Consider the following 20,168-nt stretch of genomic DNA (forward strand, 5'->3'; position numbering starts at 1 on the left):
GTTCAGACCGACAGTCGGAACTGCTTGCGCAGGCTCTTGTCGAAAATCCCCGCGGGGGCAAAGCGGCGCAGCAGGCTGACCTGGCGCGCTGCCTTGCCAGCGGTATAGCGCCGTCGCGGACGGGCATCGGTCGCTGCCTTGACAACCACATCCGCCACCACTTCCGGCCGATCGGCCTTGGGCATCACATCGCCCAGCAGCGCCTTCAACCCGGCTCGAGCCCGATCGTATTCCTTCAACAGCGAATCCGGCTCGATGCCGTTCTGGTCGAAGACGGTGCGGACGAATGCCGGCTCGATGACGGAAACGCGGACGTTGAAGGCGCGCACCTCGTGGTCGAGCGATTCCGAATAGCCTTCGAGCGCGTGCTTGACCGCCGAGTAATGAGCTGAGTATGGCGCGGGTACCAGTCCCAGAATCGAGCCGATATTGATGATGCGCCCTTCGCCGCGCCGCCGCATCGACGGCAACACCGCATTGGTCATCCGCATGACGCCGAACAGATTGACGTCGAACAGGGCTTGTACCTGTGCGACCGAGGATTCCTCGGCGCCGCCTAGCAGACCGACACCGGCATTGTTGACCAGGAGGTCGATCCGGCCGGTCTGCGCGAGCACGTTGGCAACGAGCGCATTGACGGCCGCATCATCGGTCACGTCGCATGCCAGCATGGTCACTCCGCCCGGACCGTTACTGGTCTTGCGGCGACTTGTCCCGAAGACAGTGAAACCCGCCCGCGCCAAGGCCTCGGCGCTGGCGCGGCCGATGCCCGAGGAGGCTCCGGTCACGATTGCGGTCTTTTCAGAATTCCCATTCATTTTTGATGTTCCAGGTTCGAGAGGTCTAGCTTATTTCCACGAATTGACTTATGATCGTAATATCAGATTATGAGCATAATGCAATAGCAGGACAGGAAAGAAAGACCATGCGCTATGAAAAGGGCCGAAAAGACGCGTCACGCAGCCGGATCATGGAGGTCGCCGCCGAACGTTTTCGATCTGACGGCATCGCGGCGTCCGGGCTGGCAACCATCATGAGCGACGCCGGGCTGACGAACGGCGCCTTCTATCCGCACTTCCAGTCGAAGGCGGAGCTCGTCCGCGAAAGCGTGGCGGCGGCCTTGGACGCGCAGTCGCATGAAGTGCAGGAAGCATTGGCCGCCGGCGGTCCGGAAATGGCCATAGAGACGTATCTATCGGCCGAGCACCGGGACAATCCTGGAAAGGGTTGCGCATCGGCCGCGTTGTTGCCGGAAATTGCGCGGCAGCCGCCTGAAACGCGAGCCCTCTATGCCGAGCGCGCTCAATCCCTGGTGCGCCAGATAGCTGAAGCTCTGCCGCAGACGAACGATCCCGAGGGCGCTGCGTTGGGCATGTTTGCAACGCTCATCGGCGCGCTTCAACTCGCGCGCGCCGTGGAAGGAACGGAATTATCGGATCGTATCCTCGCGGCGGGAGCAGCTGCCGCAAAGGCGCTGATCCGGCCGGTTCAAGACGAGGTGGCCTCCTGAGGGCCGCCCGGACTATTCGGCCGGCTCGAATCTGCCTTGCACCAAGACTGTCTCCACCGGCCCGAGCGGATTGATGATCCGGCTCTCCAGGACTTCGATAAGTTTGCGTCCAACACCCGCCATATCCACGGAATGAACTCCGATCTTTGCCGGCAGGAAGCGTGCCAGCCGCGTGCTGTCACGGGTGACGATGTGGACGTCGCGGCCTGGTGTGAGACCCCGCTTGCCGAGAGCGTGCAACGCTCCCAGAAGGCCCAGTTCGTTGGCGCACGCCAAGCCCGTTGGCGGATCTGATGACGCCAGCAAGCGATCGAACCAGCCTGCGCTCGATTCCATGGTGAACATGCCATGACCGATCAACGATGGGTCGATCGGAATGCCAGCCTCGGCCATTGCCCTTCCATACCCGGAAAGACGCGTGGCACTCGCCTGGTCCTCCGGAACGAGAAGTTGCAGCGCAATACGTCGACAGCCCTTATCCATGAGCCGCCGGGTCGCCTCATAGGCAATCTGTTCATTGTCGACATCGACGTAAGGATACGCGATATCCAAGTCGGTTCTTCCAAACGCGACGAACGGCATGCGTTTATCCAGCAGCAGCTTGACGCGCGGATCAGCCGACACCAGGCGCGTGATGACCAGGCCGTCTGCGCTGTGCGCCTGAAGCTGCCGCTGCACACTCTCAACGGGATCGTCGTCGGGAGTGGTGGAATAGATGGACAGACTATAACCGGCTTGCCGCGCCGCCAGCGTCATGCCTTCGATTAAAGGAAGCTTTAATAGATCGGACAGATGGTCTCGTGTTTCCATCGGGAGTACTGCCGTCAGCGTCTGCGTTCGACCGGTTTTGAGCGCGCGACCATGATGATTTGGTAGATAGCCGACCCGCTTGGCCGCCTCCTTGACGCGGGCTATGGTCGAGGGCTGCACCTCCGGCCCATCCTTCAGAGCGCGGGATACCGTGGTCACCGACAGGGAAAGTTCAGCGGCGATCTGCTTTAGATTGGCCATTGTTCGCCCGACTTCATTTGCGAAAGCGCCGGCTGATTTGCTGACCGCCATAACGTTACCGAATTCGACATCCCGGTCAATCCAAACTCCCGCAGGAAGCAGCTTGACTCCGGCGCATTCAGATGCAATCGTAACGTTACGATTACAAAATAATGGCTCTTTCAAGCGATATTCCATAAAAGTTGGGGAGGAGAACCTATGTCCTGGCTACGCATTTCCTTAACAGCATTCGCAATCTCGGCTGCCCTGCCCGTGCATGCGCAGACGGTCACAATCACGACCGCGGGTGGCGACTATGGCAACGCCATGAAGGAGGCCATGTGGGCCCCTGCTGCAAAAGAGCTTGGCTATGATGTCCGCGAGGAGACCCTAAGCGACGGCCTGGCCGCCTTGAAGATGCAGGTCACCTCGGGTGCGGTCACGACCGACGTCATTCACCTGGGCTCACCGGAAGGTGCCCAGGCGGCCGCACAATCGCTGCTGGAGCCACTCGACTACAAGATCATCGATCCGAAATCCGTGCCGGAGGGTGCGAAGTCCGACTACTGCTATCCGTTTGACTCCTATGGCACCGTCATGTCGTGGAACACCAAGACCTATGGCGAGAACCCGCCGAAGACGTGGGCGGAATTCTGGGATGTTGCCAAATTTTCTGGCCGTCGCGCGTTGCGCGCCAATGCGCAAGACTCGATCGAGATCGCGCTTCTCTCCGATGGCGTGGCACCGGCGGACGTCTATTCCGTGCTCAGCACCCCGGAAGGGCTAGAGCGCGCCATCAAGCGGCTTGAAGCGATCAAACCAGATGTCGCCGTGTGGTGGACCTCGGGCGCCCAGTCGGCGCAGTTGCTGAAAGACGGCGAGGCGGATTTGGTCATTACCTGGAACGGACGCGCCCAAACCGTGAAAGCAGATGGCGGCGCGGCTGACTACACGTTCAAGGGTTCGGTCATCGGCACGGACTGTCTTGGGGTGCCGAAGGGAGCGCCGAACAAGGAAGCCGCGATGAAGCTCATCGCAGCGATGACGCAGCCCGCGCGGGTTGCCAAGCTGACCGATTTCATTGCCTACGGCCCAGTCAATCCTGCGGCATATGAGGGTGGCCTTATTCCCGAGGACCGTCTGAAGACCCTTGCGACCGCGCCTGAAAATGCTGGCACTTCGGTGTTTTCCAATTCAGAATGGTGGGTCAAGAATGGCGAGGCTGCCCAAAGAGCCTTCGATGAAATGATGGCTCGCTGACTCTCAGCTCTGACGCATGTCGCGCAAAAATGTGCAGCGCGACAACGACATGCATGAAAACAAGAAACCTAAAGCGCGTCGCGTGAAGCCAGTCGAACGCGACGCGCTTTAAGGCTGGAGCACATGATGAAGTCGCTCGCGATCACCGTCGAAAGCGTGCACAAGGCTTATGGGTCCTACGTCGCACTGGATGATGTTTCGCTCGACATTCAGGCTGGCGAATTCCTCACGCTGCTAGGGCCATCGGGATCGGGCAAGACCACGTTACTCATGGCTCTGGCTGGTTTTGTCCGGCCGGATTCCGGTAAACTTTTCTTGGGCGATCGAGACATCACCCGCCTGCCGCCCAACAAACGAGACATCGGCATAGTATTCCAGAATTACGCCTTGTTTCCCCACATGAATGTCCTGGCGAACGTCGCGTATCCGCTGGTGCTGCGCAAGGTACCGAGAGCGGAGGCGCGTCAGCGGGCGCTTGATACCTTGGCCCGCGTGAAGCTGGATGGTCTGGCGGAGCGCAATATTGCCGCACTATCCGGCGGCCAACGTCAACGGGTGGCATTGGCGCGGGCTATCGTCTTCGAACCGCGCGTGATGTTGATGGACGAGCCGCTGTCGGCGCTCGACAAGAACCTGCGCGAGACCATGCAGTATGAGATCCGGCGTCTGCATGATCATCTACGGATCACCACGATCTATGTAACCCACGACCAGCGCGAAGCGCTGATTATGTCTGACAGGATTGCGGTGATGAATTCTGGCCGCATCCAGCAGATAGATACGCCGCAGCGGATTTATGATCGTCCATCGACCCGCTTCGTCGCGGAGTTCATGGGCGAGGCCAACATTGTGGCCCCGGGCTCAGCGCGCAGAATCGACGGCGCCGAAGCATCACGCGAAACCCTGATGATCCGCGCCGAAAGCTTCCATCTTGATGCGAAGCTCGTCGGGGGAGACGGAGTGGCTCTCGAAGGAATACTGCGCGCCAAAGCGTTCCGCGGCGAGAACTGGCTTTTGACGCTGGCGCTTGACGGCGGGCAAGAGGTTCTTGTCTGCATTCCGGCAGCGCTGGCCGGCGGCTGCGCCGAGCTTGCCGCCGGTCAGCGGATGACCGCATATGCACCGGCAGCGAAGGTTCACGCGATACCGGGAGCGATGGCGTGATCGTCCTCCGGGACCCGGCGCTCGCGGCGGATGCGCGGCGCGAGCGGCGGTTTTTTCTTTCACTTTCGCTCCCGGCGCTGTTCATCGTTGGACTGGCGGCGATACTGCCCATCCTTTGGATCATCCGGCAATCCTTCCTGACCACCGCAGGTGAGTACACCGTCGGCAACTACCAGAAGGTCCTTTCGAGCGGACTGACGTGGTCGGCGCTCGTCACGACCCTCGAACTGTCCTTGGGTACGCTGGCGGGCTGCATTCTCCTCGGCACTCCTCTGGCGCTGGCGCTCGCCAGCGTCAGACCAAGGTTGGCCAACGTGCTCATGGCGTTCGTCATGCTGCCGCTGTGGACCTCTATTCTGGTGCGTACCTATGGTTGGCTCGTGCTCTTGCGGCGCGACGGCCTGATCAACGCGGCTTTGACCGGTTCAGGCCTGACGGCGGAGCCATTGCCGCTGGTCTACAACTTCACGGGAACGCTCATCGGCATGGTGCACTACATGCTGCCACTTTTTCTGCTGCCTGTTTATGCTGCGATGCGCGATATCGACCCAAATCTCATTCGCGCGGCTGCGAGCATGGGAGCCACTCTCAGGCAGGTCATCCGCACAGTCATTATGCCGCTTTCGGCGGGCGGCATCTTCTCGGGTTCGATCATCGTCCTCATCTACGCCATAGGTTTTTTCATCACGCCGGCGGTGCTTGGCGGCGGCAAGGTAAATCCGCTCTCTACCCGGATCGAGCGTACACTATCGACCTTTCAGGACTGGGGGTCGGCAAGCGTCCTGGGCATTCTGCTCCTCGTTCTTATGGCGCTGATCGGTGTGATGTTGCTGGCGGCACGCCGTCTGGTGGCCCAGAACACCGTGGAAGCCTCCCATGCTTGAAGCCTATCCGCAAAACAGGCTCGCCCGCATTTTGCTCTGGAGCTTTGCCGCTCTTGTCATGGCATTTCTGATGCTGCCGACGCTCGTGGTGGTGCCGCTTTCCTTTTCGGCGTCGAATCTCCTCGAGTTTCCGCCGCACGCCTACTCGTTGCGCTGGTACGAGAACTTCTTCGGCTCGGCAACGTGGATGGCCGCGCTGAGAACGAGTTTGATCCTTGGGACGTTGACGGCGTTGATCGCGGTACCCTTCGCGCTGCTCGCCTGCATTTCAATGAATCGGCTGGGCGGAAAGACCGCTACGGCCATCCAGAGCGTCCTGCTGACCCCCTCGATCACCCCAGGTATCCTGCTTGCGATCGGTCTCTTCTTTGTGTTGGCCGCACAACATCTGATCGGAACGCTATTCGGTGTGCTGGTCGGACATGTGGTGCTGGCCGTTCCGGTCGCCTGCATTGTGTTGCTACCCGCTCTCGCCCGCTTTGACTGGAACCAGGTTCAGGCGGCGCGCAGCCTCGGTGCAAACTGGGCCAGGTCCATTGGCGGAATCATCGTTCCGCAACTTCGGATCAGCTTGCTGTCAGCGACATTGATGGCGTTCCTGACTTCGCTCGACGAGTCGGTGATTTCGATCTTCATCGCAAGTGGTCGCAACAGCACGATGCCGAAGCTTATGTTCCTGTCGCTGCGCGATCAGATCGATCCGACCATTGCGGCGATCTCGACATTGTGGACCGTCATCGTCGTGGCCGTGGTCCTGATTGTGACCCTTCGCCAAAAATCCTGACCGAGACTGGAAACATGCCCACCAATTACCATGCAGCCGACGATCTGACGGATCATTCGACGGACATCCCTCAGGTAGGGGTGGCCATCATCACCGGGTCGGCAAACTGGGGGCTTGCCTTCCCGGAAGATGTCGAATTCGAGGGTGTGCGCACCTTGCGGCGCGACATGAGTTTTGAAACACCTTTCGGTCGCACCGACAACTGGAAGCTGCTCGAGTTCGATGCGTCGATCACAGCCGAAGGGAGAGCAAAACGCGCGCTGTGCATGTATTCGCACGGCAATCCCCGCGACCGTATCGACCATTCCTGCCATCGCCGCGCGTTCTGGGTATTGATGCGGGCGGGTGTACGGCAAGTTCTCGCCTGCTCGACCGTAGGCGCCGTCAACAAGGCGATCCAGCCGGGCGACATGGTCGTGACCGCCGACATCATCGAACTGACGCAGACCCCGTTTTCACTGCTTCCTGACCGTCAGAGCTTTGACTGTTCGGGCAAGCAAATCGTGTGTCCAAGATGTGCGGCGGTTCTGGTCGAAACGGCCCGCCGTCATTGGCCAGCCGAATGCCGCGTTTATGGCATCGAACAGCAGTTGGTGGCTGCCCATTGTTATGGGCCCCGGCTGACAACGCCTGCCGAAGCCTTGGCATATCGGGGCATGGGGGCGGATGTACTCAACCATTCCATCGCCCCTGAGGCGACCTTGTCGCGCGAGATCGGCGCGTGTTTCGTGCCTTGCGCGTTCGTGACGGCGGGCTTCAACGACTATATGGATCGCAATCGCCAGAAATTGCTGCAGGAGGACGTGCTGCCCAGTCTCTCCATGTCAGCCTCGCGGGTCGCGCTGGAGACCGCCGCGCGACTTCCCGCTGATCCGGAATGCTCCTGTCACGGCTTGAAGTCGCCTCAGCCGAAAGAACGCTCCAGCCGGTTCTGAGATAACCCGCCAGATAGCTGAGGCTCTGCCGCCGACCAAGGATCCCGAGGGCGCTGCATTGGGCGTGTTTGCGACGTTCGAAACGTTGAGGGCGGCGTTTGAGGATTAGGGTCAAAACTCAATCAGACTGGCTGCCGCCAATGGCCCAGATGGGCGGAACTTGTCGTTTGAATTATTCGGCGGGAATCAGCACAGAGCGCCATGAGCGGAAGCTTAGCAGGGGTCACGCCAGCGCCCAGTTAGCGCTACGAAGCAGACCTTCAGCCTGTGCCGGAAGCGAGGCCCGGCTTACCAAGTGGCATATCCAGGAAGCGCGTCCCCCTCCTCAGCTAGGCACCGTTTTCGGCTCTACGCTATGCCTGCGCGACGAGCCCCTTCCTTAATCGCAGCGAGGGCCAGAGGATTGGTGACGGGATAGGTTCGGATGAAGTTCTCGACGGTGAACCTTGGAAACTCGACGGCAATCCGCCTGGCGATCGACTGCGCCTGCGCCGACTCTTCGAGCAGCGCGTGGCACAGGGCACGGAACATCAGAGTGACGGGAATATCCGGCGGACTTTGGCACAGCGACGACAGACTGTCGGCATAGCGACCGGCGACGAACCGCGCCCGGGCGAGCTGCGCGTAGTACCAACTCGGAGCCTGCGGATTGAGGCGAAGCGCCCGTTCGGCGAGAGCACAGCCTTCTTCCGGATTTCCACACACGAGAGCTCGGCTTGAGGCGAGCATCGACAGCACATCGGCGTCATTGGGTGCCAGGGCCAGCGCCCGGTCGTATTCCTCTGCGGCCCCGCTGATATCGCCGTCAATGGCGCGGAGAGCGCCCATGTAAAGGCGCGTCATCGGATCGGTAGGGTCGAGCGCCAGAGCCTTTTCCACGCATTCTCGCCAGCGCTCGACCGAAGTGGCTGAATCTGGCGTGAAGGCATTGAAGGCATCGACCGCATGTGCCAATCCCAACGTCATCCAGGCCCGCGCGAAGCCGGGGTCGAGTTCCACGGCGCGGGACAGCATGCGTATGGCTTCTGCCCTCGCATCGGTCGTGAATCTGTCGTGCAGTTCCACCCCGAGCAGATAGCAGTCGTAAGCACCCAGGCTCGAGGGAGGCTTCCGCCGAGCCACCTCACGCCCGAGATTGGCAAGCTTGCCGAAAGTGCCTGCCAGGGCGTTGATAACGTTCTGTGTGATGCTGTCCTGCATGAGAAAAAAATCATCGGTCGACTCGTCGAACCGCGCCGACCAAAGGTTGGCTCCGGTCCGGGTGTCGACCAGCTGCACCGCGACGCGGACACGCTGTCCGATCGCCTGGAGGGTGCCTTCCAGCAGGTAATCGGCGTTCAGTTCCCGTCCAACCGAGCGTGTGTCGCTCGCCCGTCCCCGATAGGACTGCATGGTCTGGCGCGAAATGACCGCAAGGTCGGGATAGCGCGCTAGGTCGCCGATCATGTCGGCCGACAGGCCGTCTGCCAGCCGCGTCCAGCCGTCGTCGGCGCTCAGGTTTTCGAACGGCAAAACCGCAATTACCGGCGGCTTACTGTCGTCGCCGGAAGAAAGGCGTGGTTTGGCACCGAGGATCTTGCCCGCAGTAGCGGGGTCGATCAAGACACGGTACACGCGAACCGGTTCGGCGATACTTTTCATTTTCTGCACGCCGAGTGAGGCAAAGCCGATCGGCACCTTTCCCCTCACATGGTCGCAGGCGGTGGCGGAAATCGCGATTCCTCCAGGTTCCGCCAGCCCTTGCAGCCGATCGGCGATGTTCACCGCGTCACCGTGGATGTCGTCACCCTCAACGATAACATCGCCCAGATTGATGCCGATGCGGAAATCAAGCCGCCGTTCTGGCTGCTTGAAAACGTTCACCTCCGCTTTCTGTTGCTGGATTTCGACCGCGCAGCGTAGGGCGTCGACCACACTGTGGAACTCGACCAACATCCCATCTCCCATGGTTTTCACCAGTCGACCATGGTGCGCAGCGATCCTTGGCTTGAATACTTCGTTCAGGTCGGTTCGGAAAAGCGCACGCGTACCCTCGTCGTCGATCTGGCTCAAGCGGCCATAGCCGACGACATCGGCAATCAGGACGGCTGCGAGATGACGTTCCATCCCCCAATCCTTCGCGGATTGTTACCCGCTTTCCAAGCTTACAGCAGGTCGCAGGTTGATGCCATTGCCGCCGCCCCTGAAAGACAGCTTTTCAGGTCTGTGTACTTTGCTGCATGAGAGCCCGAATGTCGGATAAGGGTCAACTTGCGTCGTCAGGGCTCTCGGCGTCAAAGGTCCGAGAGGCTTCGAAGTCGGTCGTTCAGAGTGATTGCGTTTTGACTCCAGTGCGCCGCGCGTCATTGGACGCGCAAAGGACGCTATAACACTTTGAATTTTGCATGACCCTTTCCGAACCGGAGGTCAGCGCAGCAAAACCATGCCGGTTTCCGGGGGTCATGCCCTAAGGCAGCCTGAACCGGTATTCGGTCACGTGATGATAGATCTGCCCGGGCCACAGCGTGGCTTGCGGGAAATACGGCCGGTTCGGCGCATCCGGCCAGATTTGCGGCTCCAGGCAAAAGCCCGAAAAGGCCTTGTATTGACGCCCGCCCAGTCCAGGCGAGGACGGTGCCAGATACTGGCCGGTATAGAGCTGGACACCTGGCTCGGTGGTCCAGAGCTCCATCTCGACGCCGGAATTCGCGCCTTGCGCCCACGACGCCTGCTTCAGCGGCCCGCGCGTCGAGGCGAGGCAGAAATTCTGGTCGTAGGGGAGCTGCTCGCCCTCGGTCTCCATGCGCAGCGGCCGCGCCTGGCGAAAGTCGAAAGGTGTGCCGTCGACCGGCTTTACCGTGCCTGTCGGAATGAGATCCGCGTCGACCGGCAGATAGGCGCCGGCATTCAGCATCAGCCGGTGATCGAGAATGTCGCCGGCGCCGCCGTCATCCAGGTTGAAATAGGAATGCTGGGTGAGATTGCAGAGCGTCGGCTCCTCGCAGGTGGCGGTCAGTTCGACGCTGAGCGTGCCGGGGATCTTCAGCCGGTAGGTGCAGGTCACATCGAGCGCGCCGGGGAAGCCCATCGTGCCGTCCGGGTCGTGCAGGGTCAGCGTGACAAAATCCCTGCCATGCAGCGAAACCGCCCAGGCCCGGCGCGAAAAACCTTGCGAACCGCCATGCAGCGTGTGCTTTTCGAGGAAATTGCGCTCGGTCTGATAGCGTTTGCCGGCAAGCGTGAAGCGGCCGTCGCGGATACGGTTGGCATAGCGCCCGACGACGGTGCCGAAGAAGGCGGTGTCCGTCTCATAGTGCTCGAAACGATCATAGCCGAGCACCAGCGGCGCGTCGTGCCCGGCCAGGTGCAGATCCTGGATGATCGCACCCAGCCCGATGATGTTGGCGGTAAGGCCGCCGCCACGGATGGTGAAGCGGCGGACGGCCTCGCCCGCCTGCGTCGTGCCGAAAACCTCGCCGTCCTTCATTGCCATGCTCGCAAGTTCATTGATCGATGCCAGCCTGGCCTTTCGAAGCGGCCCAGGATCGTTTTCGGTATTACCGCATCAGGCTTCTAGAGACCAAGTCCGCCGATGCAGACATATTTGGTGTCGAGATAATCCTCGATGCCCTGATGGCCGCCTTCCTTGCCGAGGCCCGATTCCTTGACGCCGCCGAACGGCGCTTCAGGGGTGGTGATGAGCCCTTCATTGACGCCGACCATGCCGTATTTGAGCCCTTCCATGATCCGGAATGCGCGGCCGAGATCGCCGGTGTAGAAGTAGCAGGCCAGCCCGAACTCGGTGTCGTTGGCGAGTGCCACGGCCTCTTCCTCGGTCTCGAACTTGAATACCGGCGCCACCGGGCCGAAGATTTCTTCCTTCATGAAGCGCATCTTCGGCGTCGCATTGGCGATCACCGTCGGCTCGAAGAACGAGCCGCCGAGCGCGTGGCGCTTGCCGCCGGCGACGACCTTGCCGCCTTTGGCGGTAGCGTCGGCAATCAGCTCCTCGACTTTCTCCACCGCCTTTTCGTCGATCAGCGGTCCCTGCTGGACGCCTTCCTCGAGGCCGGAACCGACCTTCAGCCCGTTGCTCGCAGCAGCCAGCTTTTCGACAAACTGGTCGTAGATGCCGGCCTGCACCAGGAAGCGGTTGGTGCAGACGCAGGTCTGGCCGGAATTGCGGTACTTGGCGGTGATGGCGCCGGCGACGGCCCGCTCGAGATCGGCGTCATCGAAGACGATGAACGGCGCGTTGCCACCGAGCTCCATCGACACTTTCTTGACCGTCACCGACGACTTCTGGATCAGGATCTTGCCGACCTCCGTCGAGCCGGTGAAGGTGATCTTCTTGACCAGCGGGTTGGCGCAGATCTCGTCGCCGATCTCACCGGCGGCGCCGGTCAGGATATTGATTACGCCTTTAGGGAAGCCGACTTCCTCGGCAAGCGCGCCCCAGGCAAGGCCGGAATAAGGCGTCTGCGACGCCGGCTTGACCACGGCGGTACAGCCGGCGGCAAGCGCCGGGCCAAGCTTGCGGGCCAGCATCGAGGACGGGAAATTCCACGGCGTGATGGCGGCGATGACGCCGACCGGTTCCTTGGTCACCAGGATACGGCGGTCCGCCCAGGGCGACGGCACGACGTCGCCATAGGTGCGGCGGCCTTCTTCGGCGAACCACAATATGTAGGACGCGGCCGAGCCGATCTCGCCCTTCGATTCGAACAGCGACTTGCCCTGTTCGATGGTCAGCAGTTCGGCCAGCACGTCCTGATTGTCCATCATCGCGTCGTGCAGCTTGCGCAACAGCTTCGAGCGTTCGAGCGCGGTGGTCTTGCGCCATGTCTGGAAGGCCGCGTCGGCGGCTTCGACGGCGCGGCGGGTCTCGGCCTTGCCCGACTTCGGCACCGTGCCGATCTTGAGGCCGGTGGCAGGATTGTTGACGTCGACCGTCTGGCCTGAATCGGCCTGCACCCATTCGCCATTGATGAGATTGGCCTGCCGCATGAAATGGCTGGTCTTCTGAAGCATGATCTCGCCTCCGTTCGGCACCTGGCGGGCCGGTCGCTGATTTCGTGAATGGACGTGCGCGATAGCATCGCTAGAGCCACTGCTCTTAGCCCAGGGCAAGCCCCGCAAGCAATCACAAGATGGCATATAGGGTTTGGGCCAGCCAAAGCGAGAGGCGATGCAGCCGGGTTCTTATCCAAAAGCCCGGGTTCTTATCGAAAAACCCGAGTTCTTATCCAAAAACATGGACGACCACGGTCAGCCAAAACGCAGTGGTCACGACCGCACAGGCGGTGGCGATGGTCATCTGGTTCGACGCCAGCGCCTGGCCGGTGTTGAACTGCACCGCGATGAGATAGGAATTGATGCCGGACGGCAACGCCGCAACCATGACCGCCACCTTGGCCGTCAATGGCGGCAGGCCGATCAGCCAGACCAGGCCGAGAACCAGCGCCGGCATCAGGAACAGTTTCAGCGCCGACAGCGCCAGCGCCGGCCTTACATTGCCGGAAATGCCGAAACGGCGCAGGCTGAGCCCCATGGCGAACAGCGCCACCGGGGCGGCCGTGCCGGCCAGCGCGTCGCTCAGCCGCGTCGCAAGCACCGGCAGCGGCGCACCGGTGAAGCGCCACGCCAGCCCGGCCAGTATGCCGATGATCAGCGGATTGATGAATACCCGCCTGAGAAAGCTCCTGACGACGCGGAGCGGATGCACAGGCTCGCTGCCGCCGCGGCCGAACATCTCGAAAAGGATGATCGAGGCCATCATCATCACCGGCAGGTGAATGGAAACGAGCAGTGACAGCACTTCGAACCCGGCCGGCCCGAACACGCCGATGATGAAGGGCGCGCCGAGCAGGACAACGTTGGAGTAGGACGACGACACGCCGCCGACGACGCCAGCGCGGGCGTCCCGCCCGAAGATGCGCGTAATGACCAGATGGCCGGCAGCCCAGGTAAGCGCCACTGCCGCGAAATAGGCGCCCCACAGCGACCACGGCGCCACGCCGTGGAAATCAGCCTTTACCATGGTCTGGAACAGCAAAAGCGGCATTGCCACGTTGATGGCGAATTCGGATACGCCCTCGCCGCTCGCCGGCTTCAAATAGCTGGTCAACCCGGCAAGATAGCCGAGCCCGACAAGACTGAAAACGAAGAGGACGGTTTCGGTAAGCGGAGACATTTTTCCCGTGATAGGCGAGGCTCGGCGGCGGCGCAATCGCCCTTCTCTCGCGAATGTACCGGCCAACAATCCGGCCGCTCGGATCTTGCCCGAATTTGCTCATGGTTGGATGCCGGCGCTATACAGGGTTGTCGGGGGACACGCGGCGAATGGGCCTTGTCGGAAATCAGCACTTCTTCAAGCAGGCGTGGCTGACGGCTTTCGTCGGCGCCATGCTTTGCCTCGTGGCGACCTCGGCTCATGCCGCGGAGCCGGCGAGCCTCAAGGGCGTGGCGCTGATTGTCGGCCAGTCGAAATACCAGCACATAGCGGCTCTTCCCAACCCCGCCAACGACGCCCGCGACGTCGCCAAGATGCTGACCGATCTCGGCTTCGACGCGCGCAGCGTCACCGACCGCGACACGGCAAAGCTGAAGCGCGACCTCGAGCGTTTCGCCGAGGATGCCGAGGACGCCGACGTCGCCTTGATCTACTATTCCGGCCACGGCATCGAGGCCGGCGGCGAAAACTATCTGGTGCCGGTCGACGCCGACGTTTCTTCATTGAAGGACGCCGATCGGGCCCTGGTGCCGATCTCCGCCGTCATGGACGAATTGAAGACGACCGTGCCGGTAACGATCATGCTGCTCGATGCCTGCCGCACCAACCCGTTTCCGGCGGACGCGGTGCTGCGCCGGGCGCCCACGGCCTCGGCCTCGCCGATCAGCGCCGGCGGATTGGAGCCGGTGCGCGGTGCCAGGGCACTGGCAAACGCGACCGCGACGGAAAATCTGGGAACGGTGATCGGCTTTGCCGCCGAGCCGGGGCGGCCGGCACTCGACGGCATCGTCGGCGAAAACAGCCCCTACGCAGCGGCACTTCTGCGCCACCTAGCGGCAATGAAGGGCACCGAGTTCGGCTCGGTCATGCGCATGGTGACCGAGGAGGTCTATCTCGACACCAAGGCAAGGCAGCGGCCATGGGTCAATGAAAGCCTGCGCCGGCTGCTCTATTTCGGCGTTGCACCGCAGGAGCCGACCGGCGACGACGGCCTGATCACCGGCGAGCGGCGGCAATTGCTGCTGACGATCGCCGAGTTGCCGAACCCCAAGCGGGCACAGGTCGAACTGGCCTCCCTGCAGGACGGCGTGCCGCTCGACGCGCTGTATGGCGTGCTGAAGGCGCTCGGCACCGAAAAGATGCCAGAGGACCCCACCGATCTGCAAAAGCTGCTCGATGCGCAGGCCGAGCGCCTGAAGAAGATGATCTCCGAGCGCAACGCGCTGCGCACCGACGACCCCGAGATCAGCCGCCTCGTCGCCTCGGCCGACAAGGCGATCGGCCAGGGCGCCATCGTCACCGCGCGCAACTTCCTCGACCAGGCGGTGGGCCGGGTCGAGCAGGCCAGCGGCGTGGTCGATCAGGCGGAGGATCTGGTCAGGCAGAAGCGTCTTGCCGACGCGGCGATCTATGCCAGGCGCGCCGACGCTTCGGCGCTGGTCTTCGACTATCTGTCGGCCGCCAACGATTACGGCAAGGCCTTCTCGCTGGTCGAGAGATGGGACGACAGGCTGCGCTGGAACTACAAGAACCAGGAGGCGGAAGCGCTTAACGCGCATGGCAACGCCACCGGCGACAGGCAAGCGCTGCAGCACGCCATCGACGCCTACCGCGTCATCCTGAACTTCATCCCCAATGGCGAGCAGAACCGCGATTGGGCGATCACCCGCAACAACATGGCGGTGGTGCTGCAGACGATCGGCGAGCGCGAGCGCGAAACCGACCGGCTGGAAGAGGCAGCGAAAATCTTTCGCGATTCGCTTGCCGTGTTCGAGCGCGAGAAGGATGACCTCAACTGGGCGGCCGCCCAGAACAACCTGGCCAATGTGCTGTTGAAGATCGGCGAACGCGAGAGCGACCCGAAACGCCTGAACGAGGCAGTGGTGGCGATGCGCGCCACGCTGGAGAAGCGGCCGCGCGACAAAGTCCCGCTGGACTGGGCCGCCTCGCAAAGCAACCTTGGCCTTGCGCTTTACGCGCTTTCGGAACGCGAACCGGGCGGCGCGCGCCTGACCGAGGCCGAGGCCGCCTACCGGCTGGCGCTTGAAGAATACACGCGCGAAAAGGCGCCCGTACAGTGGGCGATGGTCCAGAACAATCTCGGCAATACGCTGGTGTCTCTCGGCACGCAACGCAACGACAAGGCGAAAATCGACGAGGCAGCCGCGGCATTCCGCGCCGCGCTCGAAATCCGCACACGCGACACCTTCCCGCTCTCCTGGGCGAGCAGCCGTCTCAATCTGGGTAACGCGCTGAGCAGTGCTGCCCGTTTCGATCTCGGCACCGGCCTGCTCGAAGAGGCGGCTGCTGCCTATGGCGACGCGCTGACCATATTCACACGCCAACGTTTTCCGACGGATTGGGCTTCGGCGGAGAACAATCTCGGCTCGATCTACCAGACGCTCGGCCAGCGCACGCGCGATCCTGCCAGGCTTGAGCAATCGGCCGCTGCATACCGGGCGGCACGGCGCGTCTATACCAAAAAGGAGTTTCCGCTCGACTGGGCAATGACCCACTACAATCTCGGCAACACGCTGCAACTGCTCGGCGGCGTGACCGACAAGCCGGTGCATTACGAGGCGGCGATCGAGGCCTATCGCGATGCACTGCGCGAATACAAGCGCGAGACGACGCCGCGGCAATGGGCACTGGCGCAGGCCGGCATCGGCTCGGCGCTGCAATGGCTGAGCATGAGCGAGGCCGACCCCGGCAAACTGGCCGCATCGATCGCCGCGCGCCGGGCGGCGCTGGAGGTGCTGACCTTCGAGACCTCGCCCGTCGACTGGGCAAACGCGCAGAACGGCATCGGCATGAGCCTGATCAATCTTGGCAATCTCGAACGCACCGGCAAATATCTGGATGAAGCCGAAGCCGCCTTCGAGGCGACACTCAAGGTCTTCACCCGCGAAAGCCAGCCGATGCAATGGGCCTTCGAGCAGAACAATCTCGGCGACGTCCACTGGAACCGCGGCAGCTATGGCGGTGGCAATGCCGAATACCAAAAGGCGATCGAATTCTTCGAGAACGCCAAGCAGGGCTTTACCGAAGCCGGCTACACACTCCCGATCCCGCTGACCGACCGCAAGATCGATCTGGTGAAGAAGCAGATAGCGAAGAAATAGGCGTTTCGGCCGCAGGTTGCACTCGGCTTGTCTTTCAGCCGGCTTTGCCGTCCCTATATGCCGGTCACCGGGGACCTGCCTGCCGGTCACCCGAAAAGGATGTCTGATGCTTCGATTTGTGCTGGCGCTGCTGTTGCTTGCCGTTTCCGCCACAGCCCATGCGACGGAAGCCGGCTGGGCGCTGCTGCGCGACGGCGGGCATGTGGTCCTGCTTCGCCATGCCATGGTCACAGGCACCACCGATGCGGCCAATTTCGACCTCGGCAAATGCGCCACCCAGGTCAATCTCTCGGAGCGCGGCAAGCAACAGGCGCGCAAGATCGGCGCGCTGTTTGGCGCCCGCGCCGCACCGGTCGAGCGCGTGCTGTCCAGCCGCTATTGCCGCTGCCTCGAAACCGCGCGCATAGCTTTCGAAAGCGAACCGGAGCCGTTCGCACCGCTTGACCTGCTGAAGACCGACGAAAAGGAGAAGGCCGCCCAGATCGCTGCGATCCTGGCCGAGATCCGCGGCTATTCCGGGTCCGACAATCTGGTCATGGTCACGCATCTCGAAAACATCAAGGAATTGACCGGCATCTCGCCGCGCGAAGGCGAGGCCGTGGTCGTCGAGCCGCAAGGCGACGGCCTGCGGGTACTCGGCCGCGTTACCTTCTGACCGGGCCGGAGCCGGTTGAAGTGAAAATCTAGCGCTTGGTACCTTAAGCGGAATACCGGTTCCGACCCGCGATGAGGTCTTGGTCGAGTCCAAGGTCGACATTGACCTTAGTCAGGAGCAACGAGCGCTTTTAACGAAAGCGAATGCGATGCTACCGTCTCATCAGGACTTCCGAGCCGTGACAACGGGCAGGTTTTCGTCCTTACTTTGCCGGCCGGAGCCTCAGCGGCCGAAAAAAGGCCCGGATGTCCTCGACCAGGAGTTCGGGTTGCTCAATCGCCGCGAAATGTCCGCCTTTCGGCATGTCGGTCCAGCGCTCGACACGGAAGACTCGCTCGACCCAGGAGCGAGGTGGCATAGGAAGCTCTCGGGGGAAGACTGCAACGCCGAGGGGCGGTGTTATTCGCTCTCTTGGCCCGAAGATCAGGGGGCAGAGCCGGTTCTCTTTGTAAATCCGGAGCGAGGCCTCGATCGTGTTACCGAACCAGTAGAGCGAGATGTCGGTAAGCAGCGTGTCTAGAGGGATGGCGCGTTCGAGTTCGCCTTCGCAGTCGCTCCAACTGCGGAACTTCTCGGCAATCCATGCGGCTAGCCCGATTGGGGAATCTGTCAGTGCAAAGGCTAGCGTCTGGGGCTTGGTCCCCTGCAGAAAAGCGTAGGCTCCCTCCGTTGCAGCGAAATTCGCCGCACTGTCGAGGAATGCCTTCTCCTCCGGCGTGACAGGTGGGTCGTCGCGACCGAGGGTCGGGCGGAAACTGCCTGGAATGTAATTCAGGTGCAATCCGATAAGGTCGTCCGGGTAAAGCCGAGCGAGCCAGGTCGAGACGCCTGCGCCGATGTCGCCACCTTGTGCGGCGAAGCGATCATATCCCAGTTCGCGCATCAGCCCCCGCCACAGCTTCGCGACACGCTTTGAGCTAACGCCGGCCTGATGCGGCGGGGACGAGAAGCCGAAACCCGGAAGCGACGGTGCGACGACATCGAAGGCGTCCTCGGCATCCCCGCCGTATTTGGCAGGATCCGTGAGCAGCGGAATGACGTGCTCGAACTCGGCGAAGGAGCCGGGCCAGCCATGAGTGAGGATCAACGGCAAGGGTGCTGACCCCTTTCCTTTCTGATGAACGAAATGGATGTCGCACCCGTCTATCGTGACCCTAAACTGAGGCAACAGGTTCAGACGTTTTTCGTGATCGCGCCACCTGAAATCGTATTCCCAGTAACGTGAAAGCTTTCTGAGGAAATCAACGTCAGTACCGTCGTCCCATCCGTATGCGAAGATCGACGACGGCCATCTTGTCGATTGGATACGACGCTGTAGGTACTCGATCTGTTCATCCGGGATGTGGATGTGGAAGGAATGCATGGCCACGGGTGTTGCTCCGATCAGCGGCGAAGAATTGTCCCATCATCAAGGCACAGAACGCAGGAAACTTCACTGAGCGACCGCTTTGTCCGCTACTTGCTCGTTCCCATCTACGAGACGAAGGTAACATTCCACCCTTAGTGGCAATTCGTTTAAGTTACTTGGCGTCAGATTTTCACCGCTACCAGCCAAGCGTCGACACGGAGCTTCCATCCCTCGATCATGTCCGCGAACGCGTCCTCTGTAAGTTCGGACAGATAGGATGCTCCTGCCGGGCTCCAAGGCCGTGAACGCATAGGTAATCGACGCCTCCGTGCCTCCGTTAGTGGTCGGTCGGCAGGCCACCTCGACAAATCCGAAACGCGAATCCGCGTAACGCGAACATAGCGGATGCGATACGCCAGCCGTCCACCCACAGGGTCTCTCCGATCGGCGTGAACAGCGGGAAGCCGCGGTCGATCGGCCCCGAAAGCACGATGCTGTGGCTGCGCTCAAGATGGCTCGTCATCCGCCCTCCCCGCCGGTTTCCGCCAGACCGTGGCTGTCCGCTGCGGCAAGCTCCATTTCGTAGATGCGCTTCAATTGGCCGATTGTTTCCAGGGTCGCCGCGGAGAACGGTGTCCGGCCTTCGAAAGCATGCAGCAGGATGCCCTCGATGAGGTCACCCAGGCTCATGTCGCGATGCTCAGCCAAGGCCTTGAGCGCCTTCACCAATCGTTTTTCCAGGCGCACCCCGGTCTGCACGCGTTCTATGGTCATAGATCTTTGTACCATGGTACATTGGTACACCCAATGGTCAGAGATGGGGCGGTTTCGACATATCGCCGGGGGTTGCCAGCGACCCCTATTGCTCTGCCTGGGCAGCAATCCCATCTGCGCGCGGCGTATCAGGCCTTTTCCTGCCCGGAAAAACCGATTAGACAGCCCAAAACACATGCGGACAGATTCCGCCCGCAATCGAAGGAAAAGCCCTTGTCCACCACGTTCGACAAAGTCGCCAAGATCATCGCCGACACCAGCGAGATCGACATCGAGACGATCACGCCCGAAAGCCACACCATCGACGATCTCGGCATCGACAGCCTCGACTTCCTCGACATCGTCTTTGCCATCGACAAGGAATTCGGCATCAAGGTGCCGTTGGAAAAGTGGACGCAGGAAGTCAATGACGGCAAGGCTTCGACCGACGACTATTTCGTCATGAAGAACCTGTGCGCCAAGATCGACGCGCTCGTCGCCGCCAAGAACGCCACGTGAACACAGCGCCTGACGCGCCCGACCCACAACAGC

General features: G+C 61.5%; 18 protein-coding genes. 9 read left to right on the forward strand and 9 right to left on the reverse strand.

What is annotated here, in order from left to right:
• Positions 1–2: 2 nt before the first annotated feature.
• A complete protein-coding gene (locus NKH99_RS16630; protein ID WP_353014740.1) occupies positions 3–818 on the reverse strand; it encodes an oxidoreductase in 816 nt (271 codons plus the stop codon).
• Between the two features lie 107 nt (positions 819–925).
• Between NKH99_RS16630 and NKH99_RS16635 the strand changes: the two genes are divergently transcribed.
• Positions 926–1,510 (forward strand): TetR/AcrR family transcriptional regulator, encoded by a 585-nt coding sequence (locus tag NKH99_RS16635; RefSeq protein WP_352451959.1) that lies wholly within the window; start codon positions 926–928, stop codon positions 1,508–1,510.
• Between the two features lie 12 nt (positions 1,511–1,522).
• On the opposite strand, the gene NKH99_RS16640 is transcribed toward NKH99_RS16635, so the two are convergent.
• A complete protein-coding gene (locus tag NKH99_RS16640; RefSeq protein ID WP_353014741.1) occupies positions 1,523–2,698 on the reverse strand; it encodes a LacI family DNA-binding transcriptional regulator in 1,176 nt (391 codons plus the stop codon).
• Between the two features lie 21 nt (positions 2,699–2,719).
• Here NKH99_RS16640 and NKH99_RS16645 point away from each other — a divergent pair, with 21 nt between their 5' ends.
• The 5 genes from NKH99_RS16645 (at position 2,720) to NKH99_RS16665 (ending at position 7,527) form a co-directional block, all read left to right on the forward strand.
• On the forward strand, positions 2,720–3,760 hold the full coding sequence (locus tag NKH99_RS16645) for an ABC transporter substrate-binding protein (protein ID WP_352470335.1): 1,041 nt from the start codon (positions 2,720–2,722) through the stop codon (positions 3,758–3,760).
• A 126-nt stretch (positions 3,761–3,886) separates the two neighbouring features.
• Positions 3,887–4,924: an ABC transporter ATP-binding protein gene (locus NKH99_RS16650; RefSeq protein WP_352501102.1), complete on the forward strand. Its 1,038-nt coding sequence runs from the start codon at positions 3,887–3,889 to the stop codon at positions 4,922–4,924.
• Positions 4,921–5,808 carry an ABC transporter permease gene (locus NKH99_RS16655; protein ID WP_352500912.1) on the forward strand — a complete coding sequence of 296 codons (888 nt, stop codon included), beginning with the start codon at positions 4,921–4,923 and terminating at the stop codon, positions 5,806–5,808. Before NKH99_RS16650 ends, NKH99_RS16655 begins: the two co-directional genes overlap by 4 nt.
• On the forward strand, positions 5,801–6,592 hold the full coding sequence (locus NKH99_RS16660) for an ABC transporter permease (protein ID WP_352505784.1): 792 nt from the start codon (positions 5,801–5,803) through the stop codon (positions 6,590–6,592). Before NKH99_RS16655 ends, NKH99_RS16660 begins: the two co-directional genes overlap by 8 nt.
• Positions 6,593–6,606: 14 nt before the next feature.
• Positions 6,607–7,527, forward strand: a complete 921-nt coding sequence (locus tag NKH99_RS16665; RefSeq protein WP_353014742.1) for a phosphorylase family protein — start codon at positions 6,607–6,609, stop codon at positions 7,525–7,527.
• Between the two features lie 348 nt (positions 7,528–7,875).
• On the opposite strand, the gene NKH99_RS16670 is transcribed toward NKH99_RS16665, so the two are convergent.
• From NKH99_RS16670 to NKH99_RS16685, 4 genes are all read right to left on the reverse strand, one after another.
• On the reverse strand, positions 7,876–9,633 hold the full coding sequence (locus NKH99_RS16670; protein ID WP_353014744.1) for an adenylate/guanylate cyclase domain-containing protein: 1,758 nt from the start codon (positions 9,631–9,633) through the stop codon (positions 7,876–7,878).
• A gap of 340 nt (positions 9,634–9,973) precedes the next feature.
• Positions 9,974–10,999: an aldose epimerase family protein gene (locus NKH99_RS16675; protein WP_353014745.1), complete on the reverse strand. Its 1,026-nt coding sequence runs from the start codon at positions 10,997–10,999 to the stop codon at positions 9,974–9,976.
• Between the two features lie 80 nt (positions 11,000–11,079).
• The gene (locus NKH99_RS16680; protein ID WP_353014746.1) at positions 11,080–12,537 is read right to left on the reverse strand and encodes an NAD-dependent succinate-semialdehyde dehydrogenase; all 1,458 of its coding nucleotides are present in this window, start codon (positions 12,535–12,537) and stop codon (positions 11,080–11,082) included.
• A gap of 211 nt (positions 12,538–12,748) precedes the next feature.
• Positions 12,749–13,699 (reverse strand): AEC family transporter, encoded by a 951-nt coding sequence (locus tag NKH99_RS16685; RefSeq protein WP_352685107.1) that lies wholly within the window; start codon positions 13,697–13,699, stop codon positions 12,749–12,751.
• Between the two features lie 149 nt (positions 13,700–13,848).
• On the opposite strand from NKH99_RS16685, the gene NKH99_RS16690 reads away from it, so the two are divergent.
• Entirely contained in the window at positions 13,849–16,860 is a 3,012-nt protein-coding gene (locus tag NKH99_RS16690) for a caspase family protein (protein ID WP_353014747.1), read from the forward strand.
• 106 nt (positions 16,861–16,966) lie between these two features.
• A complete protein-coding gene (locus tag NKH99_RS16695; RefSeq protein WP_352470325.1) occupies positions 16,967–17,515 on the forward strand; it encodes a histidine phosphatase family protein in 549 nt (182 codons plus the stop codon).
• A 202-nt stretch (positions 17,516–17,717) separates the two neighbouring features.
• Here NKH99_RS16695 and NKH99_RS16700 read toward each other — a convergent pair whose 3' ends face one another.
• The 3 genes from NKH99_RS16700 to NKH99_RS16710 all read right to left on the reverse strand — a co-directional run bounded on the left by NKH99_RS16700 (position 17,718) and on the right by NKH99_RS16710 (position 19,637).
• Entirely contained in the window at positions 17,718–18,878 is a 1,161-nt protein-coding gene (locus tag NKH99_RS16700; protein WP_352817182.1) for an epoxide hydrolase family protein, read from the reverse strand.
• A 322-nt stretch (positions 18,879–19,200) separates the two neighbouring features.
• Positions 19,201–19,386, reverse strand: coding sequence for a hypothetical protein (locus NKH99_RS16705; RefSeq protein ID WP_352816954.1), 186 nt, complete (start codon positions 19,384–19,386; stop codon positions 19,201–19,203).
• Complete coding sequence (locus tag NKH99_RS16710; protein WP_353014748.1) at positions 19,383–19,637, reverse strand: ribbon-helix-helix domain-containing protein; 255 nt, start codon at positions 19,635–19,637, stop codon at positions 19,383–19,385. The genes NKH99_RS16705 and NKH99_RS16710 overlap by 4 nt, the downstream gene beginning before the upstream one ends.
• Before the next feature lie 213 nt (positions 19,638–19,850).
• Between NKH99_RS16710 and NKH99_RS16715 the strand changes: the two genes are divergently transcribed.
• Entirely contained in the window at positions 19,851–20,135 is a 285-nt protein-coding gene (locus tag NKH99_RS16715) for an acyl carrier protein (protein ID WP_023719977.1), read from the forward strand.
• The last annotated feature ends 33 nt before the right edge of the window (positions 20,136–20,168 follow it).

Source organism: Mesorhizobium sp. M0854, from assembly GCF_040319815.1.
GTDB lineage: Bacteria > Pseudomonadota > Alphaproteobacteria > Rhizobiales > Rhizobiaceae > Mesorhizobium.